Below are 25,141 nucleotides of genomic sequence, written 5' to 3' on the forward strand. Positions count from 1 at the left end.
TCGTGACCGCGTCGTTCAGCGACGCGGTCATCGAACCCTACTTCAGAGTGACGGCTCGTTCCAGTCAGTCGCCATCGCAACACCAGGATCGCAGATTTATGCCAGACCTCTCGTCCTTTCCGATCACGCAGCGCTGGCCGGCATCTCATCCCGATCGCCTGCAACTCTACGCAGCCCCTACGCCCAATGGCGTCAAGGTCTCGATCATGCTTGAGGAGACTGGCCTGGCGTACGAGCCCCACCTGATCGACATCTCGAACAACGAGTCGAAGGATCCGGCGTTCGTGTCGCTGAACCCGAACGGACGCATACCGGCGATCATCGATCCGGCTGGCCCTGACGGTAGACCCATCGCCTTATGGGAATCCGGTGCGATCCTCCTCTATCTGGCCGACAAGACGGGTCAGTTCATCTCCACCGAACCAGGCCAGCGTTACGAGACCCTAGCGTGGGTGTTCTTTCAGATGTCGGCCATCGGGCCGATGTTCGGACAGCTAGGCTTTTTCCTGCGATTTGCCGGCAAGGACTATGAGGACAAGCGACCTCGGCAGCGCTTTGTTGATGAATCCAGGCGTCTTCTCGGGGTCCTGGATCACCGGCTGGAGGGCCGCGAATGGATTGTCGATGATTACTCGATCGCGGACATTGCGACGTTTGGCTGGGTGAATGCGCTGGTCGAATTCTACGCAGCGGGCGACATCCTCGGCCTAAGTAGCTATTCGAACGTGCAGGCATGGCTCGAACGCGGGCTGGCGCGACCGGCTGTACAGCGTGGCCTGCGAATTCCTGCGAGGCCTGCATGACCATTATCGCCGCATATTATTACAACGAAGGTAAGCGAGTCCGTGAAATCAGGCTCGATGAGCACGTCGAACTAAACGAGAATCGCTCGGGCTTCTGCTGGATCGCGCTTAGCGAGCCCACCGCAGACGAACTCAGCGCGATCCAGACGACGTATAACCTCCATCCTTTGGCGATCGACAACGCCATGCACCCGCTGTGCCCGCCCAAGCTCGAGGTCTACAACGATGAGTTGTACGTCGTCGCCCAGACCGCCGAGCTGGTCGGCGACCGGATCAGCTACGGCAAGATGGCGATCTTCACCGGTCACAATCACCTTATCACCGTGCGGCACGGCAATGCCGGAGCGCTGGGCAAACTTCGGGAGCAACTCGAGGCATCGCCGACGCAGTTCGGCAAGGGTGTCGACTATGTGCTGCACGCGATCTTGCACCGAGTGGTCGACCAGTATCTGCCCATCTTCGAAATGATCGAGGACGACGTCCTGGCGATGGAGCGACGGTCGCTGCACGATTTCCTCGGGCCAGAAGAGGTGGCGCGAATCTTCGAACTAAGGTCCGAACTCACGCGGTTCCAGCGCACGCTCGGGGCTATGGCCGAGCTGGTGCGAAAGCTCGTTCGCGGCCACTTTCCCTGCATCAGCGCCGAAATGACACCATATTTCCACGACGTCGCGGACCATGTCCACCGCGTGCAGTCCATGGTCGACGGCCTCCTGCTTGTCCTGTCCACGGTCTTCGAGGCCAGCAGCCTTCTGGAAGCGCAAAGGATCGGTGTGGTCACTCGCCAGCTCGCGGCCTGGGCGGCGATCTTGACGGTCCCGACGGCGATCGCCGGAATATATGGCATGAACTTCAAGCACATGCCGGAACTGGACACGCCATATGGCTACTTCGTCGTGCTCGGAGTGATAGCGGTGTTCTGCCTTCTCCTGTTCATGCGCTTCAAGAAGGCCAAGTGGCTATGAGTAACGCACTTCGCGAGCTTCTCCGTCCGCCGAGTCACAGCGCGCTTTGTGCGCGAGCGTGTCCAATCCAGTTCAAGATGAAGGTGCTTCCATGACCTCCCAGGTGACCGACGTTCTAGAAGCAGTCCAGTCATTCATCGCCAACGGCTATGACCGCGAATACCGCGTCAAGGACGGCAATCTCGTCGATCTCGAACTAGGGTCAACCCTCGATGCATGCAGCATTCGCGTCGATGCGGCGTTGCGCCTCGAGAGCGGGGACGACGGCGAAGATGCCTCCAACATCTACGCGATCACCGATCCGGCGACAGAGCATAAAGGCCTGTTGATCGACGTGTTCGATGAAATCTGCTACCGCGACCCAGTTCAAGAGTCGGGACCTCAATGTAGAAGAAGTTGACTAACGAGCATTCGCGTCATCCGATCAAGCAAGCTGGAGACATTTATGAAAGCCATTGGTTACAAGGTTCCGGGACCCATCGCCGCGGATGCCGCGCTGGTCGACATCAATCTGCCTCGGCCTGTCGCTGCAGGATACGATATCCTGGTTGAGGTGAAGGCCGTCTCGGTCAACCCGGTCGACTACAAGGTCCGCAACAGCACGCCGCCGGCAGATGGCGATTGGAAGGTGCTGGGATGGGATGCCGCCGGGATTGTGCGCGAGGTCGGCCCCGACGTCACGCAGTTCGAGTTAGGCGACGAGGTCTATTATGCCGGATCGATCACACGGCCCGGTACCAATGCGGAGTTCCATCTCGTCGACGCCCGGATTGTCGGTCACAAACCTGCGTCGCTCTCCTGGGCGGAAGCGGCGGCGCTGCCGCTGACGACGTTGACGGCCTGGGAGGCGATGTTCGACCGCCTGGACGTGGCGAAGCCCGTACCCGGTGCGGCGGAGGCGATCCTCATCATCGGTGGCGCGGGCGGGGTTGGGTCGATCGCCGTCCAGATCGCGCGACAGCGCACGGACCTCACCGTCATCGCCACAGCCTCTCGACCGGAAACCCAAGAGTGGGTAAGAGGGCTTGGAGCTCACCACGTCATCGACCATTCTCGTCCGCTCGCGCCACAGATCGCCGAACTCGGCATCGGTGCTCCCGCTTTCGTCTTTTCGACCACACATACCGAGCAACATGTCGCCGACATCGCCGAACTGATCGCCCCACAAGGACGGTTCGGACTGATCGACGATCCCAAGGCATTCGATATCATGGTTTTCAAGCGCAAGGCGGTGTCGATCCACCACGAGCTGATGTTCACGCGGTCGATCTACGGCACGCCCGACATGAATGAGCAGGGCGAGATTCTGGATGCGATGGCAGCGCTGGTTGACGACGGCAAAATCCGCACGACGCTGACCCGGCGACTGTCGCCGATCAATGCCGCCAATCTGAAGACGGTGCATGCACTGATCGAAAGTGGCGCGGCTAAAGGCAAGATCGTCCTCGAAGGCTTCTAACGACCGCGATCGCCAAACATCTTGTCCAACCTCAAAAAGCCGAACGGGTTATGCCCCAGCGATGAGAATCCCATGACCAAATCTATTGCCACCGCCTCGATCAACCGCGAAACCGCAGTCGCCCTCATCGACGCGGCGCTCGCTGCGGCCCGTGCCATCGGCATCCCGGCTGCCGTCGCCGTCGTCGACGCCACCGGTAACCTGCGCGCGTTCGAGCGCACCGACGATGCGCCGTTCCTTACCGTCGATGTTGCCATCGACAAGGCCTGGAGTTCCGCCTCGTTTGGGTTCCCGACCCATGTCTGGAACGACTATGTGACCAACGATCCAAAAGTGGCGCCGCTAGCCTATCGCCCTCGGATGGTCGCTGTCGGCGGCGGTTATCCGATTCTGGAGGATGGGAAGTTGATCGGCGGCATAGGCATCTCCGGAGGCAACTATCAGCAGGATCAGGATGCGTGCGTCGAGGCACTCATGAAAATCGGGTTCCAGTTGCCAGCCTGACGACTGTGAGGCCATCACCGGTGGTAATGGCCAACAGATCCAACCTTTGAGAGGCCTAATGATGGAAGCGTTCGTCGTCTTTACGCGGGAAGAAACCAGCGACCCACATGCACTCGCAACCTATTCTGCAGGCGTCGGACCATCGTTCGATGGTCACGACGTTACCTTTCTCGCCGCTTATGGCGCGATCCAGCATTTGGAGGGGCCGCCCATCGAAGGGGCCGTAATCTTGCGTTTCCCGACGATGCAGGCCGCTCGCGACTGGTATGACAGTCCCGCCTACCAAACCATCGCTGCTCAACGCTTTGCCGGTTCCCGTTACCGCGCCTTTATCATTGAAGGGCGGCGGTGACATACCGACAGAAGCACTTCGGCGCTGACCACGAGGTATCGGCGTGTGAACTCGCATCTTGGGAATCTGTGGGGGGGACCAAGACAGCGGCGCTAGGGGCTCATATCGTCGATCGGATCAGAGAGTTGCTCGGCGAGAATGGGTTATCTATTGCCGAGCTGACGGAGCGGAGCCGCCCTCTCCCAACGGATTGATTCAATCGTTGACGCTCCTCCTATCCGGATCCGGGTTTTCGCACGCTGATCAACAGAGTTACAGCGCGCAACGCCTGTAGTGGGCATCAGGGGATGGGTGGCAATCAGGATGATTGCCCACCTTCCAACGATTAACCTTGCTCAAGTTGCTTCACTAGTCGCTCCGCGTCGAGATGGAAGTCCGAGAAAACAATGCTACCGCCAGCGTCGATAACCGTAAACCACGGAGTTCCTCGTGTGCGGTAGTCTTCCATGAAGGTTGGAAACGGCGAGCCGGTCGGTTGCTCGTCGTGACCGAAAACGATAGGAAGCTCATACTTGAGCTGGTTCACGCGCAACTTCTCGAAGGTATTCTCATGCGTTCCTTCGAAGACGGTCTGGATCACTGCGAACCCCACGTCTTTTGAGCTCAACGCTGCATGCAACTTTTGTAGCGTCGGAAACCCATGCAAATGGCAACCTTGGCACCAATGCTGGAAGGCAAACAAGATTTTCGGGCCGGGCCCGATATCTGACAGTTTGAACGGCGCGATACTTTCCCCATCTTTGCCAATCCATTTTTGCACCCGCAGCTCAGGCGCTTGTCGTTCGATCTCGTTCATCTGATCCTCCAACCCCGATACAGAAGCTTAGTGGATGATCGCGCGTCGCGACGGTGCGCGAACGTCCGACCTTATTTTCCCTATTTCCTGAAGCCAGAATAGATCAGATCGACATTTCGTCCTTAATATACTCAAGCTGCCGGCGAGCGCGAACTGGGCAACCATGCGCTGGTGAGCCTTGAGCTTTGCACGCTGCCCATCCGTTTGAGAGCGAACCTGCAACTTCCGCTCCGCATACCGCAGATCAGCGTACGCAGCCTTGGGGTTATCTACCCTATAGCCATTGGGTATTGGGAATCATGCTGGCCTGACGCTATGTTCGATACGCGATTTTTTACGATGATAGAGCATCTGTATCTGATTTTTAGTCGATTGGCTTATTCGGCGGATGTGCGGGCAAATGCTTTACGCAGAGTACTGAAATGAAGGCCGGCTTCGGTCTGCCGTATCGAGCAAGAGGGGTCACTATGGTCACCAGAGGTTTCACCGGTCGCGGTTCAGGCGACCAGTCCGATCGGATTCCGCCAGGTCAGCATCTGGTGGAGGATTTCCCTGTTCTGTCGGCCGGCCCTACGCCGAGGGTAGAGCCCTCCGACTGGAAATTCACAGTCAAAATTGGTCCGAAGCCCGTCAAAACGTGGAATTGGGGCGAATTCAACACTCTACCAAAGACCCAGGTGACAAAGGATATTCACTGCGTCACCTCTTGGTCCAAACTGGATACCGTTTGGGAGGGTGTACTCATTGAAGACATCCTTGCAGATGCAGAGCTTGATCGGCCTACCGATTTCGTCTTGGCGCACTGCTACGATAATTATTCGACAAACGTCCCTCTGACGGATCTGCTTTCCGGGAAAGCGATGGTCGCCCTCAGTTATGCGGGCAAGCCACTTTCCCGCGATCATGGGGGGCCGGCGCGTCTTCTAGTGCCGCACCTTTACTTCTGGAAATCCGCCAAATGGGTGAATGCGCTGCAATTCACGACGCGTGACGAGGCCGGCTTTTGGGAGCTGCACGGCTATCACATCTACGGCGATCCGTGGCGCGAACAACGATACACCCATGACTGAAAACGAAGCGCAAGTCCGTTCGTGGCAATCATGCGTGATCGACGACATCATCCAGCAAACACCGAGTATCAAGAGCTTCTTCCTTCGGTTGAGCAAGCCGTTCGCGCACACCGCAGGTCAGCACGTCGATATCCGGCTGACCGCGCCCGACGGCTACAGTGCAATGCGCAGCTACTCGATCGCGTCATCGGCAGTTTCGACCCCGATCGTCGAGATAGCTATCGAGCGCATGCCGGATGCCGAAGTTTCGCCGTTTTTTCACGACATCGCGGCGATTGGTGACGAAATCGAAGTTCGCGGTCCGCTCGGTGGCCATTTCCTTTGGCCTGAGCCTGCCATAGATCCGGTTCTGTTGATCGGGGGAGGCTCCGGCCTCGTGCCGTTGATGGCAATGATCCGGCAGCGCCGCGCATTGGCCCAAGCCGTTCCGACAGCGTTGCTCCTGTCCGCACGAACCGCCGAGGACGTTCTCTTCTCAGAAGAACTTCATTGCATCGAAATCAGCGATCCGGCGTTCGTCCTGGCGCTCGCGATTACGCGCGAGAAACCGGTTCGCGCATCGGACTTTGCGCGACGGATCGACGGCATGATGGTCCAAGAAATTCTAACCAGGCTTCAGGGAAAGCCGACGCAAGTGTTCGTCTGCGGGTCTAACGGATTCGTCAACATCGCAACCGATAGCGCGCTGCTGGCGGGCTTGGACGCCTCCATCATCAAGACGGAGCGCTACGGGGGCTAGCGGCGCGAGCTATCTCACGTCGCGCCGATCGTAGACGTGCGCCCTGGGAAGCTTTGGCGATCAACGTGAACCGTTTTGCCGAACACAGTCTTCGTACCCCCCGGCCTCTAGAACGCCTTCGCTCGCGATACCTGGCTCGACATCAAGCTCAATTTGAAAGTTCCTGCACTATCCGTCGTCCTGATATGCTCGACCAGCATGATGGGCGATTCGAGCGGGACCGCTTCCGTCCCAATCGAGGCTCGGTTACCTTAGAGCATCGGCTCGGCGCTACAGGAGGCGCGTGCGGCCTCTGCCTGGCGGTGAAAGCACTTTGGGCCATGTCGCCTGGATAGCAGCCAATCGTCAGCATCTGCTCCGATGTCGGCCAAGGTGCAGTCGCCATCTTTGAACGCCGCGAATTGGAGATCAACGCCATGACAGCGATCCGCGTGCAACTGCCGGAGATGCAATATGACAACTGATGTATTGCTGTACACCACGAATTGGTGCCCGTTCTGCCGCCGAGCGAAGGCGCTCCTCAAGGAAAAGGGCGTGCGATGGAAGGAGCTCGATATTGAGGCGGATCCGGCTCACCGGCAGGCCATGGCGGAAGCGTCGGGGCGAAGCTCCGTGCCGCAGATCTTCATCAATGGCACCCTTATCGGTGGCTCCGATGAGCTATTCGCGCTCGATGTCAGAGGCGAGCTCGACAAACTTCTCGGGCGCAACCCGCCTGCCACCTGAGGAGGTGCGGCTTGGGGCAGCCAGCCCGCGAGCCTTCGCCGGTTGATGAATACAAAAGGAGAGTCCGTTGGTCTCAGCCATCTGGAAAGACACTACTATCGCCACAAGCGACGAAACAGTCATCGTCGAGGGAAATCACTACTTCCCACCGTCAGGAGTCGACCTGAGCCTGCTTGAGATGAGCCCGCACACATCTGTCTGTCCGATCAAAGGCGCCGCGCGCTTCTTTCATGTTCGCGCGGGTGACGCGCTCAACGTGAACGCCGCTTGGACCTATCCCGCCCCCACTCCGGATGCCGAGGGTATCCGGGATTACATCGCTTTCTGGAAAGGCGTGGACGTTGCCTAGCAGACTGGACGGACGACTTCGCTGATAGCCATGCGGGCGCCGACATCTCAATTATCCTGCCCACCCCGGGCCTCGTCGGCTGCAGGAATCTGCCCGGCACCTTAGCGCGACCCGGCACTGGCGGTCTCGCACCCGCCGCGCCTCTGTTCTATCAATAAGGATGGATGACATGGAGCATTCCGAGTTCGATGCCGCTTTCGCGAAGCTTGCGGAGGGATACAGAGAAGGGACTTATGAAGGCCGGCGTTTCAGCTTGATCGTCCGGCGATCTGGGGACGGACGTCGCAACAGTCTGTTCGCCAGGGAGTTGGACGGGACTGACATTGTCAGCTTCAACCTCTTCCGCGTTACATCAGATAGGACATTGTTGAAGCCGTGCGAAATGTCCGCCGAAAAGGTCGTAGCGTTCGTGCTGGAGTTCCGACCGGACACCTGACGGGCAGAAGAAGATCCCGGCCAACCGGCGCGCCTGCGACGGCCGGCTATCTAAGGCTGCGCAAGCCTATAGCCGCAGCTCATTGCACTTCGTCTGGCGAGGAATTCAACATCGATACGTCGCCATCCGCGGGGATATCGGTACAGGCGCCCGTGTAAGCCAGATTGAGAAATCCTAAGCGATGACTAACACCAATGACGCCACCCTTCCGACACATTCTATTCTTGAGGAATGCACAGCGATGGCTGTCGTCAACGCTCTGAAGATTATTCTGAAGAACAGCTACGCGATCTACCTTAAGACAAAAAATGCCACTCGGGCGCATCCCGCCCCTACTTCAGGGACTTTCACTTGCTTCTCGCTCTGTCACTCACAGCATCGGCACGCCCATGACGCATGGTATCCAGGCCTCATAATTTTCCATATAACCTTCTTGTCTTTTGCGCACCCAGAAAGACTCGAGGCTTTAACTGGACAGATGAGCCCTCGAGGGTAGTGTTCACCTGATTGGCTTTCTCATATCTGATGTTGATTCGCACAGTGTGCCAACCAGGTGATAGTTTCAAAAAACCTGCGCTTCAGAGCGAATTAGACGATCTTCGATAAGAGCGATCCGCCTCAAAATCCAAAACATCTAACATTGTCCTAGAGCCATATTTGTACCTAGTACTATGGCGCTCCCATTAACACATTTGATGATGCACAGAAAACTTAGCTCATGATAGCTTTCAGCTAACAGCTATTCGGAAGCCCGAAAGGATTCAACCGTTTAAGCGTGAACCGTCGATTATAAATACTTTCGTAAGTTAGCTTTAAAGGACGCTTTTAGTCCTTGTAAATACGCATTACGACTCCACAGCTACCAAATCCATACGGCGCCAGCAACCATTAAAACACCCGACACTACTAAAACAATAGTAGAGGCGCGATTGCTGCCTTTCAAAGTATGACCAACACCCACATCCATAACTAGGTGTCGAATTCCGGCTACGAGATGATAAATAAATGAAGAGTATACCAACCAGAAACTAACTTTGCCGAAAGGTGAAGAAAAAATCTCCTTGACTTCATTAAAACCCTTTTCTGACTCCAACGATTTGCTCAGCATATACAGTATCAGTCCCAGAAAAATAAAGAGCATAATTCCTGAAATCCGGTGCAGAATCGATGTAAGCGCCGTGAGAGGAAGCTGAATGGTTCGAATATCAAGATTAACCGGCCGCTTTTTATTCATTTTGACTCCAGTCAACAATTCTAGTGGGGGATTTCAGTTTTCGATCTCATTCATCATAGCAGCTGTAACAAAAATAAAGAAGCATGGACGACTCTCAATGAGTTTATTTCGCTATGGTTTAGACTATGTTCAAATGGCGATTCAGCGTTTAATTGGTTTTGGGAAAAAAGAAGAGTTTAAGGAAATTTTGGCAATTTTAAGAAGGCAGAATCCTGATAGGATAAGGGTTCTGTGAAATTTGTCGTGTACAGAGTTTTTTCATTTAACAATATCCTCATTACAGATTTTTATAGCATTGGTATTTGTTCGATCAGTTGAGAACATAACTGAATGTTGTTTTTTCATAAGCATATCGACATCATCATTTATGAGTAGAGGTAATAAGGAATTTTAAAGGTTGAGCCATATTCCACTACACCAAGTTTTAAGCGTTGTGCTTATTTAATTTAATTATAGTGAAAAAGTTAGCTTATAAATTTTAAAAAAAAATTAATGACCATGGTTTTTATTAAAATATCTATATAGACAATTAAGCTAATTAGGTGGGCAATTATGAATATGTTGGTAAATATAAAAAGAGAAGTGCAAGCATCTGAATTAGACTTTATTGAAGTCGAAAAGCTAATTTTGCAATGCGAAAAAGCAAAATCGTCAATAAAGGTTATTTATGAAAGCATCAAAGATATTGAACTTGATGCTTACCAGATTGTGAGTGCAATCACCCGAAAATCATATTCATCATCATTCAATACTGAAGAATCTGCTTTAAAACAAATATCGTCATGCTTCTGGAGGAAGTTAACTGAGATCATCAATCTTAGAAACTTTATATCTGAAAAAGAATATGATGCGTTGTCAGATAAAATTGCTCGTCATGAAATTGAAGATTTCACGATGGATAACGTGAATGTATTTTTAGAATCTATCTGGTCTACGCGCCACATGGCATATGCTCGTAAAGTTGATTCATTGTTTTGCCAATTATCAAGCAAATACAAAACCAATCTTGGTGCTGGTATTAACCCGTGCGTGATCATTCATCACAATAGCTACCATTCTTATTGCAGACGAGATAATTTAGTGGAAGAAGTACGCTTTATAGCAAGGCAGTTATTTGGCAAGCCTTTAGACCACACTAGATTAGATAAACTCAGGTTAGATCGTGGTATCTGGCATAGCATTGATGATAATTTATTACGCATTAAGATCTACGAAAACGGTAACTGTCATATCTTGTTTAATCAATGCGTAGTTGATCGCATTAACCAGGTATTAAACCTGTTATATCCGAATCAAATTGGCATAGATCCAAATGTAAAACACAAACGCCGTGCGTATGATGAACCCATTTTATAAAGCTCATTAAAAAACCATCAATTGTTATTGTGGTTTTTTTTTAGATATATACGGTACTAATTTTGCGATCGTGCCACTGGTGAACATACACTGACCATATCACTATGGATACTTGGGATAAATCATATCCCTTAAAGGCAGATTTAAATTTAGACTCCATTTTTCGGAGCTGCATTCTCTTATCACGAGATGGCTCTAATTCAATATCCCCAATGAATTGAGAATTGCAATAAGATCTTGTTCAGGTGTATCAGCAAGCACCGTCACGTTATAGCCACCGCTAAACTGGTGTAATTCAGCACAGTACTCAACATCAGACGCCGTGAGTACCAATTCAACATCAAAATATTGAATCACTTTAAGCACCTGGTACTTTGCTTTAAAGAATCCGTTGTTTTCAGCTAACTTCATCGCTTCAGCAATGGTGATGTTTTCAAGCACAAGACGGTCTTGAGCTGGTTCATCTTCATATGTTTTAAAACTTAACAATTTAATTAAACTTAATTAATTAACTAATTGCTCGTTAAATTATTCTTAATGCATTACGGCGATACGGCTAATAGAAAAATCATATTAATACGCAAGCGATGTTTTTTAATTGATTAAAAAAAGATTGAAAATCTTATTTTTCGAGAAAAGTTTGCCAGGTTGTGTTTTCCCATAAAATGAAACTATCAAAAGCAGAAAGCTTAAAACTTGGAGTGAACAGCATGTCAAATTTAAACGCTCAATCAGTACAGTTACAAGGCACTTTATACATCGGTTTCCCTAAAACTTTTAGCGGTGCTCACATGGAAACATTGTTTGATGAAATCTCAGATTACATCGACAACAACTGTGATTTAACCCTTGCGGATCTTCAAGCGGATAGTGACTATGCTCAACTTCAATTTCAACAGCACATGCCGACATTGGCTGATAAAACAAATTTCTTCTTCATGGACGTTGAAATCTACGTTGCAACATTAAAAGAAAACTTTGGTCATACATCAGTACTCGACCAAGTTACCTCAGTAAATATCTTTGGCAAAAACCTTGAAGACATTTGCACGTTAATGGCTCAAAACGGCTACGCATACGACCGTATAGAAGATTGTTGGTCACGCGAACTTTCTTAATTCAATTCACCCATACGCACGGATAACGTGCGTATGCCACTGAATCACATTTGAGGATATAAACCATGCAAAACCTAATTACAGCGCATTGCGAGCTAACCATCAAACATGATGAAAAACAGCAAAAAAATGTCGGGCCTGTTGTTGTGACGTTTGGGGCGATCTTTACTGCTGAGTCGGTGAATGAACTGTTTTGCGCTATATGCCAAGACGGAATCAGATTTAAAGCAATCTATAACCCCGACAATATGTATTTTTTACGCCATGAGCTAAGCCCAATTGCTGATTTGTCAGTTAAGACAGACCAAGACGGCAACATTATTGTCAGTGTGATTGCATCCACTAGCCCATATTTTGAGATCAAAGTACTAAAAAATGGTTTTACCAACTCAGACACCTTAAATAGTTCTGCGATTCGCACGTTGGTTCGCAACCATCAAAGCCCATTCCAAGAGCAAATTTCTGACTACTTTGAAACAGACCAAATTTTTAAAACCATGCAAGCAATTTTTGCACACACGTATTTAAGCCGATAAGGAACTTCACCATGACGACCGCTACTGCTACCGCTGAAAAGACCGTGTTCAAACGTGAAACGTTGGAGCTGAAGAACATCCATGTTTACACCCAAAACGACCGCATTAACCAAAAGAGTCGCGTTGGCGACCGTGCATACGACAATGGATTAGTGAAAGACATCCTGTTCAGCCCTATGCTTTGGGCTACCCCTGAATTTTCATCTAGCTATGTTACTCAGATTCAAATTAAAGGCACACGCATTTATGATTCACTTTGCAGTTATACTGGCGTTCGCACCTATTTTTATAAGTTGTCAGACAGTGAGTTTGGGTGCATGTATCAAAAACGTCCGTACCCACAAAACGACTTTCTCTTAATTTTTGCAAACTTAACGCAAATGTTTAACGATGCAGTTTGTTACTTTGGAAACAACAGTAATAAAAACGCTTTTAAAAGTCTAGATTTTGACATCGAATGCGGTGTTTCACGGTTCAATTTACAGCAACGCTTATTAGAGTTTTATAAGAAGTCTAAACGCCAATTGACCATCAGTGAAACAACAAGCGGGATGCTTGGTGACTCGAATCTTCGCTATAACATCTTTGTTCGCAACCAACCAAAATTGGACAAACACGGCAAGCCGTTAAAATGCACCAAAAAACTCATTAAGCTGTACAAAGAGCGTGGCACAGTTGCGATCTATGGCGGTGACTGCATTTCACCACTCAAGCTCGTTAAACACCAACAAATCAAGCTAGAGAGCGAAAATGGCAAGTTTTCATATACGACTGACTTCATCACGTTGTACTCAGTAGAACAAGACATGTACACCTTATATATTCCCTATTCAGTACTTAATGAAAGCTACGGAACAACTAATAAATTTTATGGTTTGCATCTCACCCAAGAAGAAGCAGAAAAAACCATCCCGAAATTATTAGAACGTACTCAAAAGTATTTAAACCATAAAAAAGGTTAATACCCTTGCGTTGATCAGCTAATTGATCAACTGCTGGCTTTATAAACGCAAACGATGTTTTTTTAATTGATTAAAATAATCCAAAACTTAATTTTGATAATTCAGCACCCATAATTCTACTAATGCATTTCCATCAAGCCTTAATTCAAACCATATTCAATTAACAATGAATTAACACCACTACGGCGTTATTTCTTAAATGTGGTATATGGCTTTACCCACCCCCTACTCGTCTATGGCTAATTGTTCCAGTGTCAGTCAAAAAATGAAATATAATTCATTCTCAAAAATGAGAATCTGTTCACAAATGGGAACGCGAAGCAGCCTTAATTTTAAAAATACCAGTTCATCTAGACTAAATTTGAGTAAGTCTGATTAATATTGAATAAAAAACCTAAGTTTTTCGCCGTATGTTTTAATCTTCAAGGGTTTAACTTTAATGAAATTTTTTTAAATAAACTAATTTAGTGGATTTTGACCGTTATAATGGTTTTATCTCGAGGCATATTGCCTTAAACTTGGAGCCGTGTGATGTTAAAACTATCTAGTATCTTTTCTCATGAAGCTAGGATTGAATCCCTTGTTATTCAATTTGAAGCCGATTATCAAACTGCACTAAAGCAAGGTTTAGATATTTACTTTGGCGTTGGCTATGCAACTAATGAGGATAGTCAATCTATACAGGCGTATCTTGTGAAAGATAAGGAGATTTATAAAAAGCATTACTGGAGTTGGGAATACCCAAGAACACCACACAAAATTGAAAAAACTAAAGCTGAGCACCGCCATTGGTTAAACCTAGCTGATGTACGAAACGCTGCGCTCGAGGCGAATATTACAAATGAAGCAGATCTACAATCTGTTTTACAACGTTCATTCGCTACAATATAAAAAGGTAATCTAAATGATAAAAAAAAGTGTGGGTTTTGAACGTGCTTCTGATGTTCAAGCCATCGTTTACTCAGTAAATGATGGATCTGCAGTTTTTGTCGTACCAAATGGCTTTGTGGTGCTGGAGGTTCCATTGTCACAAACTCAAGCCGAGTACTTCAAGATGTATGAGAAGTCACCTAATGTATTTGTGTTGCACGGTAAGGCAAAATTCCATTACGTGTGTGATTGTGAAGTTGAACTGGTTGGCTTTAGTATAGAAAAATCTAAGCTAACAAATCAATTGGTCAATCCAAGCTTATTTAGCCACATTGATAAACCTGCAGTCAGTATAGATTGCATCTATGATGATATGTCTGCACCAACTATAAGCCCTGGCTTTTATTGTTAATTAGCTGGTATAAAAGTAGCCCGAAATTCGGGCTTTTAATTTGTCTGAAGACAAGTTATTTCAACTCGCACGGCGCTTTAATTCTGATGTTATTTGCCCAAGAAAAAACATCCGAACCTTTTTGTGGGAAAGGCTGACTCTTAGAATACTGCAACCAACACACCGAATTATGGGTTGGATCTTGTGCCTTACGTTTTTCACGTAATTTAATCAGGCTTTCTCTTAACGCTGCAGTATCGTATTTTGGATCAAGTGACATAAAACCTACCGCAAACAGATCCGCATAAGATTCTCGCCATAGTTGCGTTTTACCGCTACTTTCAGCGGTTACAAAGGTAGATACATCATCCATCTTTACTTTGGACCGATCAGACGGCGCAATTGAATTTAATGCTTTAAGTGGCTGGCCAAGTTCACCAGGCACATCGGTCGCACGATCTAAACAGTGAGATAACTCGTGCGCTAATATCAGCATTTCCCAATCGTTGTAGCTTACATCGGTTTTTGCTTCTTTATACATGGTGTTCATGCTGGTTTTAGACATATTCACCAGGCAATATCCTGTACTAGATCTTAATGAAGCTGGAGAAGCTTGCGGTATATCTAAGGAAGTTAAAGCCCAACTTTCGTTAAAGTCACCTAACACAAGTGGCGCGTTGTAGTTTTCCTTGGCAAACTTTTGTAGTTGATTGAAGTTACTACCCGGTACCATCGCAGCAATATGGTCATGGTTGAACTGTTTCTTTTCTAGCGTTTTGAAACACCATATAAAACCATATGACAGTAGAAACATTAGGAGTGGAACAACAGCAACAGAGAGCATAAGTAGCTTAAAGTTTTCGTCTAGTCGCTTGGTTCGGTCTTTGGTCTTAATATAAGGTGTTGCCAAGCACCAGCTGAGCACTACTGTCATCAATATTAAAATAACAAGAAAAGTCATGGTGTAGCCAACTGGTTTAATAAACGTAAAGGCAATCCACGCATAACAAGTTAGGACGGTTAAGGTCCACAAAATGATGTTTAAAATGATTTTTGTTTTCACGCAGTTAGCATCCCTAATCTATAAAAATAAATGTGGCCCATTAAACGGGCCATATTGAGTCTGTTCTCTTCATCATCGCCAATGTGGTCGATATAAATAATTAACAAATCATCAAAGCTAAAAACTTTTCTTAAAAATTTAAGTTGGCTGCACACCAGGATAATCGTTGTAGTTGCCATCAATAAATTGATTGGTCGATTTACTGACATCATACCAAATCGGCATGCATTTCGACTTGTCACTTTGATCGATGGCCATGTATGGAAGTCCTAATTCGTTTTGAATCAATTCAGCACCCATAAATGGCTCAAGAACCTTCATAGGAATGGAAAACAAACACTCAACATACCCATTATCATGAATGACCTTCCGACTGGCTTTAGAAGCACTGTCAAAGCGCAATGCATTCCACAAGTGAGAAGCTTCATTGATGGTATGTGGTTGTTTTAGGTAATTAGGATTTTCAGACGCATAGATCGACAGTGTATTCACATCAATCATCAGCTTAAGTACACCTGAACCGACCATATGTTCAATCGGTATATACAGCATGATAGCGCCGTATCCTAAGCTTCGTTTTTTAGCATCTGGATGTTCACCAATACCACCAATAACGCTATGAATAAGAATAGGTAGAGTTGTGTTCATTTTCTCTGTACACGACAAATTTCACAGAACTCTTATCCTATCAGGCATCTGCCTTCTTAAAATTGCCAGAATTTCCTTAAACTCTTCTTTTTTCCCAAAACCAATTAAACGCTGAATCGCCATTTGAACATAGTCTAAACCATAGCGAAATAAACTCATTGAGAGTCGTCCATGCTTCTTTATTTTTATCGCTTTTTTTTGATCATGTTGCCATTCACCCGTTAAGTAGCACCAACAGAAGCTTATAGCTAAGACCGCAATCAATTTTTTCACTCGTCTAGGGTCTGTCAAGCGCGTATTTTCAAGATTGAATCCTCGTCCTTTGAGACAACTGAATAAGGTTTCAATTTCCCAGCGTAATGCATAATCCTGAATAGCATTGGCATTAAACTGAGGAGAAACGACGAGTAAAAGCTCTCCATTTTCTAACTGTAGTGCACTCATATATAGTTTCACCCGACCAACCAAAATCCGTCGTTTACGACATTCAATTTGACCAAGTTGAAGATGGCGAAATAAATCACTAATTTTATGATTCTTCCCTAAATGATTGGTGACAATGAAGTTTTTTTAACACGAATGCAGAAGTTGATGTCTTGTTCAATTAACCATGTAAACCACTGCTCACCGATAAACTCTCTGTCTGCGAACACATTCACAATACGGTCTTTACCAAAAATGGATATAAAGCGTTGAATCAAAGCAATCCGCTCTTTCGTATCTGAATTTCCACGTTTATTAAGCAATGTCCAAACGATAGGTATCGCTATTCCACGATAAACGATCGCAAGCATCAGGATATTAATATTTCGTTTTCCCCATTTCCAATTGGTTCTATCTAAAGTCAGTTGCACTTTGTCGAATGAAAACATATTGAAAATCAACTGAGAAATTTGACGATAATCAAAATACTGACCTGCAAAGAAGCGCTGCATACGTCGATAAAATGATTGTGGTAAGCACTTGATGGGCAAGGCTTTAGATGCAGAAGAAAGATTACATGTTTGCTTTAAAATGATCACAAGCATGATGAGCGCAAAGCACTTTAAATGTGACTTGTTCCATTTTAGAGATTTGTTTAAGATAAGATATAACTCATTGAGATGTGTCATAGTATTCGTCGTTAGAAAACAATTATTGTGACATTATTTCAATGAGTTATCTATTTTTGTCGTGTACAGAGATCGATTATACAAGATTAGATCTTTATATGAAGCCAAAACCAAGACTCAAATCGATATTCAAAATAGCTGTTCTCAATAGATGCACTGAATGAGCCAAATTTCATACCCAATTTTTCCCTTCTATTTTAGTCCTATAGCACTGATTTCATCCTGAAATCTTGGTATAACAAAGCCCCCTGTTTTAAAAAATATTTTTATGAATAATATTAATTTAATTTATAGGTCAATCGTTTACCAATTTTATTTATTACGTAATTAAATTACGTATTGAATAATAATTTAGATCAAGTATGATGAATTAAAACTTCTACACTTGTTCACTCAACATTGAGAATGTTGCTGAACAGGTGCCCCATGTCAGACAAACGGATTTGTCTCTCTCGCTCTAGAATTGTAGCGACCAGTCCGTTAGCTCTGAAAGGAATCGTTAAAAAGATAAGCAATAGGATTGCTTAAAAAAGAAATGAGGACGTTGTATGAATGAATTAGCCAACCCATTAGAACTGTGTGGATTCGAATTTATTGAATTTGTTTCTAAAGATGGTCAGCTAGATGCGGTGTTTGAAACCATTGGGTTCAGCAAAGTGGCAAAGCATAAGTCTAAAAATGCGTATTTATGGCGTCAGGGCAAAATTAATATCATTCTAAATTATCAGCCTGAATCGTATGCAGCTTATTTCTATAAAGAACACGGCCCTTCTGCCTGTGCAATGGGTTTCCGCACCAAGAATGCGGCAAAGGCATTTAAAAAGGCAATAGAAATTGGTGCAGAACCAATTTACAATCAAATTGGCCCGATGGAGCTGAATATCCCAGCAATTAAAGGGATTGGCGGCTCTCCTATTTTCCTCGTCGATTGTGACATTTACCAAAATGACTTCATTTTCTTTGATGATGTACCCTCCCATCCTGTCGGCACAGGTTTATATGAAATCGACCATTTGACCCATAATGTGTATAAAGGCCGTATGCAGTATTGGGCTGATTTCTATGAAAAGATTTTCAACTTCCAAGAAATTCGCTACTTCGATATTAAAGGTGAATATACTGGCCTGACGTCCAAGGCACTCACGGCGCCAGATGGCAAAATCCGTATTCCGCTGAATGAAGATTCGGATAAAGGAAATGGTCAGATTGCCGAGTTCCTGAATGAATTTAACGGTGAAGGCATTCAGCATATTGCCTTCATTTGTGATGACCTGATTAGCACTTGGGACAAACTCAAAGCTTTAGGAGCCAAGTTCATGACACCTCCACCCAATACCTATTATGAAATGCTAAATGAACGTTTGCCTAACCACGGCGAACCTGCTGATGAACTACAAAAACGTGGCATTTTGCTGGATGGCAATACTAAAGACGGTAATAAGCGTCTCCTCTTGCAAATTTTCTCTCAAAATATGCTAGGCCCAGTCTTCTTTGAATTTATTCAGCGTAAAGATGACGACGGTTTTGGTGAAGGCAACTTTAAAGCGCTATTTGAGTCGATTGAACGCGACCAAATTAAACGTGGCGTTTTAGATGTATCTAAAGCTTAAACGATTTCTAGAATTTCCCTGTACATATAGTTTTATGTACAGGGAAATTTAACTTTTGCGCAAAAATTATACTCGTAAAAATTAAAGTCCGCTCCGATGACAATATAAAAATAACTAAACATCATCATGGCTCAGGGCTTTATCTCACATGGATGAAGAATAAAAATGCAGCACATTGAACAAGGAAACCTGAAAAAAGGTTTAAGTAATCGTCATATTCAGCTCATCGCCCTCGGTGGTTCTATCGGCACAGGGTTATTCCTCGGTATTTCACAAACCATCAAACTCGCAGGACCTTCTGTTATTTTAGGCTATGCCATCGCAGGCCTTATAGCCTTTCTTATGATGCGCCAACTCGGTGAAATGATTGTGCATGAACCCGTGAGTGGTTCTTTTAGTCATTTTGCTTATAAATACTGGGGCAAATTTGCGGGCTTTATGTCTGGCTGGAATTATTGGGTACTCAATATTTTAGTGTGTATGGCTGAACTCAGCGCTGTCGGCCTCTATATCCATTACTGGTGGCCTGATATTCCAACGTGGGTTTCTGCTTTGGGTTTATTTATTTTTATTAATGTCATTAATTTACTGCACGTGAAATTATTTGGTGAAATGGAATTCTGGTTAGCCATCATTAAGGTCGTGGCAATTATTGCCATGATTGCTTTTGGTAGTTACTTGCTGGCCAGCGGTAGTGGTCATAGCCAGTCTAGCTTACAAAATTTATGGCAGCTCGGTGGCTTCTTCCCCAATGGTATTACAGGCTTAGTGATGGCTATGGCCATGATTATGTTTGCTTTCGGTGGAATTGAACTGGTGGGCATTGCAGCAGCAGAGACAGATAACCCTCAGAAAACTCTCCCAAAAGCCGTCAATCAAATTGTTTACCGCGTGTTGTTATTTTATATCTTGAGCCTAGTCGTAATTTTGTCGCTTTATCCATGGAATATGATGGCTGAAGGCGGTAGTCCTTTCGTATTGATTTTCGACTCTTTAGGCAGCCAGACCGTGACCGCTGTTTTAAATTTTGTGGTTTTGACTGCGGCTGTTTCTGTCTATAACAGCACCAATTACTGTACCAGCCGAATGCTGCTTGGTCTGGCACAACAAGGCAATGCTCCAAAATTTTTAAGCAAAATTAATCCGCGTGGTATTCCTGTAAATGCCATTATGGTTTCAGCTTTCTTTACTTTAATATGTGTTCTGATTAACTATTTATTTCCTGAAAAAGCATTTAACTTACTCATGATGCTGGTCGTAGCGGCTATTGTGATTAACTGGGTCGTGATTTCTTATACCCATTTAAAGTTTAAAAAAGCTATGAATCGTATGCAGGTAAAAACTCACTTTCCAAGTGTGGCCTATCCATTTACCAATTATTTATGTATTGCCTTCATGGCGTGTATTCTGCTTATTATGAGTCGTAGCCCAGATATGCAAATCGCAGTTCTCATGATTCCAGTCTGGATTACGATTTTACTGACGGCTTACTTCTTTAAACGGAAGCAAGAAGATCATGTTGCGTTGCTTGAAAAAAGTAAAATCACTTCCTTACCAGAAGCGTAATATCGTATTTATCAAATTAGGATGTATTCATGTTTCAACATATTGATGCCTATGCAGGTGACCCGATTCTTTCTCTGATGGAGGAATTCAGCAAAGATACGCGCCAGAATAAGGTCAATCTCAGTATCGGACTTTATTATAATGAAGATAATATCGTGCCGCAGCTACAGTCGGTTCAAAAAGCCTATACTCATTTAATTCCTGACTATGACAAAGTCCGAGTCTATTTGCCGATGGATGGGCTCAAGAGCTTTAATCAGGCTGCACAAGAACTCATTTTCGGTCACGCTAGCCCTGCCCGTCAGCAAGGGCGTGTCGTCACCATTCAGACTTTGGGTGGTTCTGGTGCACTCAAAGTGGGTGCAGACTTCTTGAACAAATACTTTCCGCAGTCCGAGATCTGGGTCAGTCAGCCGACTTGGGAAAACCATATTGCGATCTTTAATGGCGCTGGTGTTCAAACCCATTTCTACCCTTATTATGATGCGGACACCCATGCCGTAAATCTAACGGCGATGCTAGATACCTTAAAGCAGCTACCTGCTCAAAGTATCGTACTACTGCATCCTTGCTGTCATAACCCGACAGGTGCAGATCTAGCACCTCATGAATGGGATCAAGTGATTGAGGTTCTAAAAGCAAATGACTTGATTCCTTTCTTGGACATGGCCTATCAAGGTTTTGGTCAAGGATTGGAGCAAGATGCTTATGCAATCCACGCGCTAGATCGGTCTGGTATGAACTTTATTGTCAGCCATTCTTTTTCCAAGATTTTCTCCCTTTATGGCGAGCGCGTTGGTAGCTTGAGCTTTGTCTGTGATGACGCAAACATTACCCAAAATGTATTGGGTCAGCTTAAAGCGACAGTCCGCCGCATTTATTCTAGCCCAGCAGCCAACGGTGCGTTATTGGTGAGTCAGGTATTAAATGACACAGCGTTGTCTCAGCTATGGCAGTCTGAATTAGAAGAAATGCGTCAGCGCATTTTACAGATGCGTCGCTTACTTGAAGACAAACTCAGTCAAGCGCTACCAGATATGGATTTTAGCTATCTGACCCAGCAACAAGGCATGTTTAGTTATACGGGCTTAAGTGCAGAACAGGTCGATTTGCTGAAACAAGATTATGGTATTTATTTAGTCCGCAGCGGCCGTATGTGTACTGCTGGCCTAAATTTAAACAATATTGATTATGTGGCTGAGTCGATGGCAACTGTGCTTAAAGCTGCAAGTTCCACTGAGTCTGTGTTTGCTTAAGATATATCATGCTCACTTAGGCTTCTCACTCTAGGGTTAGAAGCCTTTTTTATCGTTATTTTTCAGAACTTGAATCAAGGCAACCTAAGTCTACGGGTTTCAGCATCACTATCTAGTTCCTAATTTCCTCTTTTCCTTTAGATAGCGTGGCAAAAAAGCAAATATTTCGACTGTCTGCCTCCACAACCCCATAAAAAATCCACCAGAGGGTGGATTTAAAACTTAATTCATCTTTTCAATGTAAGCGATGCTTTTATATGGCAGCAGCTGGATGAAATAAAGCATCGATCTGTCGCTGTACGCCAAGAACATAATCAATTGCCTGCCGCATTTGTCCTTCGGGTAACTGATCTTCTGTGCCAATACAAGTAATGACATGATCCAGTTGCTGCGTGAAATTAAAGACTGGAATACTAATCGCATTGATCCCAGCCATCATATCTCCTGTGACTGAAGCATAACCTTGACTCAGAATTTTCGCTTTCAGTTCTAAAAAATCTTCCCAATTTGCAGGATACTGCTCTGGTTTAGCGCTACTTTCCCATTCTTTTTCCAATAATGGTCTGATGATGTGCTCGGGCTGATAGCAGGCATGCAAGCGCCCTGTCGCAGATTTCAGCAGCGGCATGCGTGAACCAACTCGAGTAATAATATTAAAGACATGGTTAGATTCTAGAGACTGAACTACGACCGCGCCATCGGCGAACCATTTACTCACATGAATACTGCAATTCAGATGTTGCTGAATGTCCTGAATATAACGCTGGCTTAATTCCAACATATCTGTTCGTTTGAGTGCATTCACCCCAAAAGCATGTGCACGCTCACCTAAACTATAACGCCCATCCGTTAATTGCTGAGCATAGCCTTTACGAATCAAGCTCACTACATAACGGTGTACTTTAGCTGGATGCATGGATAAAACTTCGGACAGCTCTTTTAACATCATCGGTGCATTATGTGCGGTTAATGCATCTAATACGGTTAATCCAACTTCCAGAGACTGAACCCCTCCCTGTATTTTTTCTTCCTCAACACTCATCGCTTTACCCTGCATAGCTGCATTAGTTGTCATAACTCCATTGGTGAATTGTACTACTTAAATCAAAAATGTGAGCCATCTAAACCTGACTCTCTCATTCAGAGTAGTATAGCTCAACAATTTACACTATTCATAAATAAATTATTTATTGCGTAATTTTAAAATATAAGTATGATTCTATCTAGAACTTAAATTTTCCACGGAAAGGATCAATATCCATGAGCAAACGCTTGAAGTCATTTGTTGAAATTGCTGCACATTCAGATTTCCCACTAGAAAACCTACCTTATGGCATTTTTAGTGAAAAACACAATTCGCAGCCTCGTGCTGGCGTAGCACTGGGAGAATGGGTAATTGATCTGGCGGTACTAGAAGCGCATGGTTATTGCAAAGTGGCAGATGGCAAACTGCTCTTTAATCAGCCGACACTGAATATGTTTATTGAATCAGGTAAAACCAATTGGTCTAAAGTCCGCGCAGAATTACAAGCTTTGTTGTCTGCAGATAATCCTGATCTTCGTGATAATCAGACCCTGCGTGATCAGGTTTTCTTCAAACAATCAGATGTCAAAATGCATATACCTGTACACATCTCAGGCTATACCGATTTCTATTCATCTAAAGAACATGCCACCAATGTCGGTTGCATGTTCCGTGACCCGAAAAATGCGCTGCTGCCCAACTGGTCAGAACTCCCTGTTGGTTATAACGGTCGTGCCAGCTCAGTCATTGTGAGCGGCACTGACATTGTCCGTCCATCAGGACAAATCAAGCTGCCAGATTCAGAACGTCCTGTATTTTCTGCTTGTCGTAAACTCGACTTTGAACTGGAAACTGGTTTTATCGTAGGCAAGTCAAGTCAGCTGGGTCAACCTGTTCCAATTGAAAACGCTTGGGATCATATTTTCGGTATGGTGCTGTTTAATGACTGGTCTGCTCGTGACTTGCAGCAATGGGAATATGTGCCACTTGGCCCGTTTAATGCCAAAACTTTTGCGTCATCTATTTCACCTTGGATTGTGACGCTGGAAGCACTTGAGCCATTTAAAACCAGTTCTCCTGAACAAGAGCCGAAACCTTTGGCTTATCTGCGTGAAGACAACAGCAGCAATAGTTATGACATTCATCTTTCGGTTGAAATTCAGCCTGAGAATGACGACAAAAGTGATGTGATCTGCAAAACCAACTTTAAATATATGTACTGGTCCATGGCTCAGCAGCTGACACACCATACGATTGCGGGCTGTAACTTGCAGGTCGGTGATTTGATGGGTTCAGGGACCATTTCAGGGCCAACCCCAGATTCTTATGGTTCATTGCTCGAAATCACATGGAATGCCACCAAACCTTTAACGCTATCAAATGGCGAACAGCGTAACTTCATTCAAGACGGCGATACCATCATTATGAAAGGCTATTGCGAAAAAGATGATTTGCGTATTGGCTTTGGTGAAGTCAGCGGCAAAATTCTGCCAGCAGTGGATTTTGGTTTTACCCAATAATTGCAGACTAGGATCTTGCCCATGAAACTGTATACCTATTTTCGTAGTTCTGCGGCTTACCGAGTTCGTATTGGCCTGAATTTAAAAGGTCTGACTGCTGAACATGTACCTGTGCACTTAGTCAATAATGGTGGTGAACATCATAGTGAAAGCTACCGTCAAATCAATCCTAGTGAGCTGGTGCCCACATGGGCAGAGCAAGATTTTGTCTTGACCCAATCGCTAAGTATTCTTGAATATTTAGAAGAAAAATTCCCAGACATGGCCCTGCTCCCTCAAGACTTGCAGCAGCGTGCTTTGATCCGTGCATTTAGTTTGAGTATTGCCTGCGATATCCATCCACTCAACAACCTACGGGTACTTCAGTACCTGACGGGTACATTTGAAATAAGTGATGAGCAGAAAACAGCTTGGTATAAACACTGGGTTTTAATGGGCTTTAAAGCCCTTGAAGCACAACTGGAACAGTCAAATGGCAAATTCTGTTTTGGCAATCAGCCGACCCTAGCGGATTGCTGCCTGATTCCACAAGTCTATAACGCTCTACGTTTTAATCTTGATTTATCCGATTATCCAAAAATTTGTTCGATCTATACCCATTGCAACAGTTTAGAGGCCTTTCAACACGCTGCACCTGAAATGCAACCTGAAGCAGCTTAAGTTTTTTATAAGGATA

At 45.7% G+C, this 25,141-nt stretch carries 30 protein-coding genes and 1 pseudogene; 24 read left to right on the forward strand and 7 right to left on the reverse strand.

Annotation, left to right across the window (positions count from 1 at the left end; all coding sequences use genetic code 11):
* The first annotated feature begins 98 nt into the window (after positions 1 to 98).
* The 6 genes from I6L31_RS17040 (at position 99) to I6L31_RS17065 (ending at position 4,083) form a co-directional block, all read left to right on the forward strand.
* Complete coding sequence (locus tag I6L31_RS17040) at positions 99 to 803, forward strand: glutathione S-transferase N-terminal domain-containing protein (protein ID WP_005006007.1); 705 nt, start codon at positions 99 to 101, stop codon at positions 801 to 803.
* On the forward strand, positions 800 to 1,768 hold the full coding sequence (locus I6L31_RS17045) for a magnesium and cobalt transport protein CorA (protein WP_002118270.1): 969 nt from the start codon (positions 800 to 802) through the stop codon (positions 1,766 to 1,768). The genes I6L31_RS17040 and I6L31_RS17045 overlap by 4 nt, the downstream gene beginning before the upstream one ends.
* Positions 1,769 to 1,859: 91 nt before the next feature.
* Entirely contained in the window at positions 1,860 to 2,168 is a 309-nt protein-coding gene (locus tag I6L31_RS17050) for a hypothetical protein (RefSeq protein WP_005006003.1), read from the forward strand.
* A 45-nt stretch (positions 2,169 to 2,213) separates the two neighbouring features.
* Entirely contained in the window at positions 2,214 to 3,227 is a 1,014-nt protein-coding gene (locus I6L31_RS17055; protein ID WP_002118279.1) for a zinc-binding alcohol dehydrogenase family protein, read from the forward strand.
* Positions 3,228 to 3,299: 72 nt separating this feature from the next.
* Positions 3,300 to 3,731 carry a GlcG/HbpS family heme-binding protein gene (locus I6L31_RS17060; RefSeq protein WP_005006001.1) on the forward strand — a complete coding sequence of 144 codons (432 nt, stop codon included), beginning with the start codon at positions 3,300 to 3,302 and terminating at the stop codon, positions 3,729 to 3,731.
* 58 nt (positions 3,732 to 3,789) lie between these two features.
* Positions 3,790 to 4,083: a DUF1330 domain-containing protein gene (locus I6L31_RS17065; RefSeq protein ID WP_010591688.1), complete on the forward strand. Its 294-nt coding sequence runs from the start codon at positions 3,790 to 3,792 to the stop codon at positions 4,081 to 4,083.
* 325 nt (positions 4,084 to 4,408) lie between these two features.
* Here I6L31_RS17065 and I6L31_RS17070 read toward each other — a convergent pair whose 3' ends face one another.
* Positions 4,409 to 4,879, reverse strand: a complete 471-nt coding sequence (locus tag I6L31_RS17070; RefSeq protein ID WP_003464979.1) for a TlpA family protein disulfide reductase — start codon at positions 4,877 to 4,879, stop codon at positions 4,409 to 4,411.
* A 185-nt stretch (positions 4,880 to 5,064) separates the two neighbouring features.
* On the opposite strand from I6L31_RS17070, the gene I6L31_RS18475 reads away from it, so the two are divergent.
* From I6L31_RS18475 to I6L31_RS17095, 6 genes are all read left to right on the forward strand, one after another.
* Positions 5,065 to 5,190: a hypothetical protein gene (locus I6L31_RS18475; protein ID WP_256380712.1), complete on the forward strand. Its 126-nt coding sequence runs from the start codon at positions 5,065 to 5,067 to the stop codon at positions 5,188 to 5,190.
* A 156-nt stretch (positions 5,191 to 5,346) separates the two neighbouring features.
* Positions 5,347 to 5,949, forward strand: a complete 603-nt coding sequence (locus I6L31_RS17075) for a sulfite oxidase-like oxidoreductase (protein WP_003464980.1) — start codon at positions 5,347 to 5,349, stop codon at positions 5,947 to 5,949.
* Positions 5,942 to 6,688 carry a ferredoxin reductase gene (locus I6L31_RS17080; RefSeq protein WP_002118292.1) on the forward strand — a complete coding sequence of 249 codons (747 nt, stop codon included), beginning with the start codon at positions 5,942 to 5,944 and terminating at the stop codon, positions 6,686 to 6,688. Before I6L31_RS17075 ends, I6L31_RS17080 begins: the two co-directional genes overlap by 8 nt.
* Positions 6,689 to 7,141: 453 nt before the next feature.
* Positions 7,142 to 7,414 carry a glutaredoxin 3 gene (gene grxC / locus I6L31_RS17085; RefSeq protein WP_005005995.1) on the forward strand — a complete coding sequence of 91 codons (273 nt, stop codon included), beginning with the start codon at positions 7,142 to 7,144 and terminating at the stop codon, positions 7,412 to 7,414.
* Positions 7,415 to 7,481: 67 nt separating this feature from the next.
* Positions 7,482 to 7,763 carry a DUF427 domain-containing protein gene (locus I6L31_RS17090; protein ID WP_003464986.1) on the forward strand — a complete coding sequence of 94 codons (282 nt, stop codon included), beginning with the start codon at positions 7,482 to 7,484 and terminating at the stop codon, positions 7,761 to 7,763.
* A gap of 169 nt (positions 7,764 to 7,932) precedes the next feature.
* Positions 7,933 to 8,199 carry a hypothetical protein gene (locus I6L31_RS17095; RefSeq protein ID WP_003464988.1) on the forward strand — a complete coding sequence of 89 codons (267 nt, stop codon included), beginning with the start codon at positions 7,933 to 7,935 and terminating at the stop codon, positions 8,197 to 8,199.
* Positions 8,200 to 9,058: 859 nt separating this feature from the next.
* Here I6L31_RS17095 and sdhC read toward each other — a convergent pair.
* Entirely contained in the window at positions 9,059 to 9,433 is a 375-nt protein-coding gene (gene sdhC, locus I6L31_RS17100) for a succinate dehydrogenase, cytochrome b556 subunit (RefSeq protein WP_005005993.1), read from the reverse strand.
* Positions 9,434 to 9,503: 70 nt separating this feature from the next.
* On the opposite strand from sdhC, the pseudogene I6L31_RS17105 reads away from it, so the two are divergent.
* Positions 9,504 to 9,668, forward strand: a pseudogene (locus tag I6L31_RS17105) (IS4-like element ISAba33 family transposase); the annotation flags it as partial.
* Positions 9,669 to 9,985: 317 nt separating this feature from the next.
* On the forward strand, positions 9,986 to 10,789 hold the full coding sequence (locus I6L31_RS17110; protein ID WP_005005990.1) for a DUF4942 domain-containing protein: 804 nt from the start codon (positions 9,986 to 9,988) through the stop codon (positions 10,787 to 10,789).
* 195 nt (positions 10,790 to 10,984) lie between these two features.
* Here the strand turns inward: I6L31_RS17110 and I6L31_RS17115 are convergent, their stop codons facing one another.
* A complete protein-coding gene (locus I6L31_RS17115; RefSeq protein WP_005005987.1) occupies positions 10,985 to 11,278 on the reverse strand; it encodes a hypothetical protein in 294 nt (97 codons plus the stop codon).
* Positions 11,279 to 11,499: 221 nt separating this feature from the next.
* Between I6L31_RS17115 and I6L31_RS17120 the strand changes: the two genes are divergently transcribed.
* The 5 genes from I6L31_RS17120 to I6L31_RS17140 all read left to right on the forward strand — a co-directional run bounded on the left by I6L31_RS17120 (position 11,500) and on the right by I6L31_RS17140 (position 14,687).
* Positions 11,500 to 11,907, forward strand: a complete 408-nt coding sequence (locus I6L31_RS17120) for a hypothetical protein (protein ID WP_005005986.1) — start codon at positions 11,500 to 11,502, stop codon at positions 11,905 to 11,907.
* Positions 11,908 to 11,972: 65 nt separating this feature from the next.
* Positions 11,973 to 12,443 (forward strand): hypothetical protein, encoded by a 471-nt coding sequence (locus I6L31_RS17125; protein ID WP_005005983.1) that lies wholly within the window; start codon positions 11,973 to 11,975, stop codon positions 12,441 to 12,443.
* Between the two features lie 11 nt (positions 12,444 to 12,454).
* The gene (locus I6L31_RS17130; protein ID WP_005005981.1) at positions 12,455 to 13,405 is read left to right on the forward strand and encodes a hypothetical protein; all 951 of its coding nucleotides are present in this window, start codon (positions 12,455 to 12,457) and stop codon (positions 13,403 to 13,405) included.
* Between the two features lie 531 nt (positions 13,406 to 13,936).
* On the forward strand, positions 13,937 to 14,296 hold the full coding sequence (locus tag I6L31_RS17135) for a hypothetical protein (protein ID WP_005005980.1): 360 nt from the start codon (positions 13,937 to 13,939) through the stop codon (positions 14,294 to 14,296).
* A 13-nt stretch (positions 14,297 to 14,309) separates the two neighbouring features.
* A complete protein-coding gene (locus I6L31_RS17140; protein ID WP_005005978.1) occupies positions 14,310 to 14,687 on the forward strand; it encodes a hypothetical protein in 378 nt (125 codons plus the stop codon).
* A 55-nt stretch (positions 14,688 to 14,742) separates the two neighbouring features.
* Here I6L31_RS17140 and I6L31_RS17145 read toward each other — a convergent pair whose 3' ends face one another.
* The 3 genes from I6L31_RS17145 to I6L31_RS17155 all read right to left on the reverse strand — a co-directional run bounded on the left by I6L31_RS17145 (position 14,743) and on the right by I6L31_RS17155 (position 17,489).
* Complete coding sequence (locus tag I6L31_RS17145) at positions 14,743 to 15,627, reverse strand: hypothetical protein (RefSeq protein WP_228128633.1); 885 nt, start codon at positions 15,625 to 15,627, stop codon at positions 14,743 to 14,745.
* A 240-nt stretch (positions 15,628 to 15,867) separates the two neighbouring features.
* Positions 15,868 to 16,377: a hypothetical protein gene (locus I6L31_RS17150; RefSeq protein ID WP_005005975.1), complete on the reverse strand. Its 510-nt coding sequence runs from the start codon at positions 16,375 to 16,377 to the stop codon at positions 15,868 to 15,870.
* Between the two features lie 21 nt (positions 16,378 to 16,398).
* Positions 16,399 to 17,489, reverse strand: a protein-coding gene (locus I6L31_RS17155) for an IS4 family transposase (protein WP_100607964.1) whose coding sequence is annotated in 2 segments (ribosomal slippage) — positions 16,399 to 16,949 and positions 16,949 to 17,489 — 1,092 coding nt in all. Because the reading frame shifts where the segments join, the coding sequence is not laid out codon by codon here.
* 548 nt (positions 17,490 to 18,037) lie between these two features.
* On the opposite strand from I6L31_RS17155, the gene hppD reads away from it, so the two are divergent.
* The 3 genes from hppD (at position 18,038) to I6L31_RS17170 (ending at position 21,921) form a co-directional block, all read left to right on the forward strand.
* Complete coding sequence (gene hppD / locus I6L31_RS17160) at positions 18,038 to 19,099, forward strand: 4-hydroxyphenylpyruvate dioxygenase (RefSeq protein WP_005005966.1); 1,062 nt, start codon at positions 18,038 to 18,040, stop codon at positions 19,097 to 19,099.
* Between the two features lie 165 nt (positions 19,100 to 19,264).
* The gene (locus I6L31_RS17165) at positions 19,265 to 20,665 is read left to right on the forward strand and encodes an amino acid permease (RefSeq protein WP_005005964.1); all 1,401 of its coding nucleotides are present in this window, start codon (positions 19,265 to 19,267) and stop codon (positions 20,663 to 20,665) included.
* Positions 20,666 to 20,694: 29 nt separating this feature from the next.
* Positions 20,695 to 21,921, forward strand: a complete 1,227-nt coding sequence (locus I6L31_RS17170; protein WP_005005963.1) for an amino acid aminotransferase — start codon at positions 20,695 to 20,697, stop codon at positions 21,919 to 21,921.
* 253 nt (positions 21,922 to 22,174) lie between these two features.
* On the opposite strand, the gene I6L31_RS17175 is transcribed toward I6L31_RS17170, so the two are convergent.
* Positions 22,175 to 22,996 (reverse strand): IclR family transcriptional regulator, encoded by an 822-nt coding sequence (locus I6L31_RS17175; protein ID WP_005005960.1) that lies wholly within the window; start codon positions 22,994 to 22,996, stop codon positions 22,175 to 22,177.
* Positions 22,997 to 23,181: 185 nt separating this feature from the next.
* Between I6L31_RS17175 and fahA the strand changes: the two genes are divergently transcribed.
* Together fahA and maiA are read left to right on the forward strand one after the other, a co-directional pair.
* Positions 23,182 to 24,465, forward strand: coding sequence for a fumarylacetoacetase (gene fahA / locus I6L31_RS17180; protein ID WP_005005958.1), 1,284 nt, complete (start codon positions 23,182 to 23,184; stop codon positions 24,463 to 24,465).
* 21 nt (positions 24,466 to 24,486) lie between these two features.
* Positions 24,487 to 25,125, forward strand: a complete 639-nt coding sequence (gene maiA, locus I6L31_RS17185) for a maleylacetoacetate isomerase (RefSeq protein ID WP_005005957.1) — start codon at positions 24,487 to 24,489, stop codon at positions 25,123 to 25,125.
* Positions 25,126 to 25,141 lie beyond the last annotated feature (16 nt).

The sequence above is a fragment of the Acinetobacter septicus genome, assembly GCF_019355975.1.
In the GTDB taxonomy this organism is placed as follows: Bacteria; Pseudomonadota; Gammaproteobacteria; order Pseudomonadales; family Moraxellaceae; genus Acinetobacter; species Acinetobacter ursingii.

Bases quoted from the DNA above. Each gene is read 5' to 3' on its own strand.
- I6L31_RS17040 (WP_005006007.1), top strand. From the start codon at position 99: ATGCCAGACCTCTCGTCCTTTCCGATCACGCAGCGCTGGCCGGCATCT.
- I6L31_RS17045 (WP_002118270.1), top strand. From the start codon at position 800: ATGACCATTATCGCCGCATATTATTACAACGAAGGTAAGCGAGTCCGT.
- I6L31_RS17050 (WP_005006003.1), top strand. From the start codon at position 1,860: ATGACCTCCCAGGTGACCGACGTTCTAGAAGCAGTCCAGTCATTCATC.
- I6L31_RS17055 (WP_002118279.1), top strand. From the start codon at position 2,214: ATGAAAGCCATTGGTTACAAGGTTCCGGGACCCATCGCCGCGGATGCC.
- I6L31_RS17060 (WP_005006001.1), top strand. From the start codon at position 3,300: ATGACCAAATCTATTGCCACCGCCTCGATCAACCGCGAAACCGCAGTC.
- I6L31_RS17065 (WP_010591688.1), top strand. From the start codon at position 3,790: ATGATGGAAGCGTTCGTCGTCTTTACGCGGGAAGAAACCAGCGACCCA.
- I6L31_RS17070 (WP_003464979.1), bottom strand. From the start codon at position 4,879: ATGAACGAGATCGAACGACAAGCGCCTGAGCTGCGGGTGCAAAAATGG.
- I6L31_RS17075 (WP_003464980.1), top strand. From the start codon at position 5,347: ATGGTCACCAGAGGTTTCACCGGTCGCGGTTCAGGCGACCAGTCCGAT.
- I6L31_RS17080 (WP_002118292.1), top strand. From the start codon at position 5,942: ATGACTGAAAACGAAGCGCAAGTCCGTTCGTGGCAATCATGCGTGATC.
- grxC (WP_005005995.1), top strand. From the start codon at position 7,142: ATGACAACTGATGTATTGCTGTACACCACGAATTGGTGCCCGTTCTGC.
- I6L31_RS17095 (WP_003464988.1), top strand. From the start codon at position 7,933: ATGGAGCATTCCGAGTTCGATGCCGCTTTCGCGAAGCTTGCGGAGGGA.
- sdhC (WP_005005993.1), bottom strand. From the start codon at position 9,433: ATGAATAAAAAGCGGCCGGTTAATCTTGATATTCGAACCATTCAGCTT.
- I6L31_RS17110 (WP_005005990.1), top strand. From the start codon at position 9,986: ATGAATATGTTGGTAAATATAAAAAGAGAAGTGCAAGCATCTGAATTA.
- I6L31_RS17120 (WP_005005986.1), top strand. From the start codon at position 11,500: ATGTCAAATTTAAACGCTCAATCAGTACAGTTACAAGGCACTTTATAC.
- I6L31_RS17125 (WP_005005983.1), top strand. From the start codon at position 11,973: ATGCAAAACCTAATTACAGCGCATTGCGAGCTAACCATCAAACATGAT.
- I6L31_RS17130 (WP_005005981.1), top strand. From the start codon at position 12,455: ATGACGACCGCTACTGCTACCGCTGAAAAGACCGTGTTCAAACGTGAA.
- I6L31_RS17135 (WP_005005980.1), top strand. From the start codon at position 13,937: ATGTTAAAACTATCTAGTATCTTTTCTCATGAAGCTAGGATTGAATCC.
- I6L31_RS17140 (WP_005005978.1), top strand. From the start codon at position 14,310: ATGATAAAAAAAAGTGTGGGTTTTGAACGTGCTTCTGATGTTCAAGCC.
- I6L31_RS17145 (WP_228128633.1), bottom strand. From the start codon at position 15,627: ATGACTTTTCTTGTTATTTTAATATTGATGACAGTAGTGCTCAGCTGG.
- I6L31_RS17150 (WP_005005975.1), bottom strand. From the start codon at position 16,377: ATGAACACAACTCTACCTATTCTTATTCATAGCGTTATTGGTGGTATT.
- hppD (WP_005005966.1), top strand. From the start codon at position 18,038: ATGAATGAATTAGCCAACCCATTAGAACTGTGTGGATTCGAATTTATT.
- I6L31_RS17165 (WP_005005964.1), top strand. From the start codon at position 19,265: ATGCAGCACATTGAACAAGGAAACCTGAAAAAAGGTTTAAGTAATCGT.
- I6L31_RS17170 (WP_005005963.1), top strand. From the start codon at position 20,695: ATGTTTCAACATATTGATGCCTATGCAGGTGACCCGATTCTTTCTCTG.
- I6L31_RS17175 (WP_005005960.1), bottom strand. From the start codon at position 22,996: ATGACAACTAATGCAGCTATGCAGGGTAAAGCGATGAGTGTTGAGGAA.
- fahA (WP_005005958.1), top strand. From the start codon at position 23,182: ATGAGCAAACGCTTGAAGTCATTTGTTGAAATTGCTGCACATTCAGAT.
- maiA (WP_005005957.1), top strand. From the start codon at position 24,487: ATGAAACTGTATACCTATTTTCGTAGTTCTGCGGCTTACCGAGTTCGT.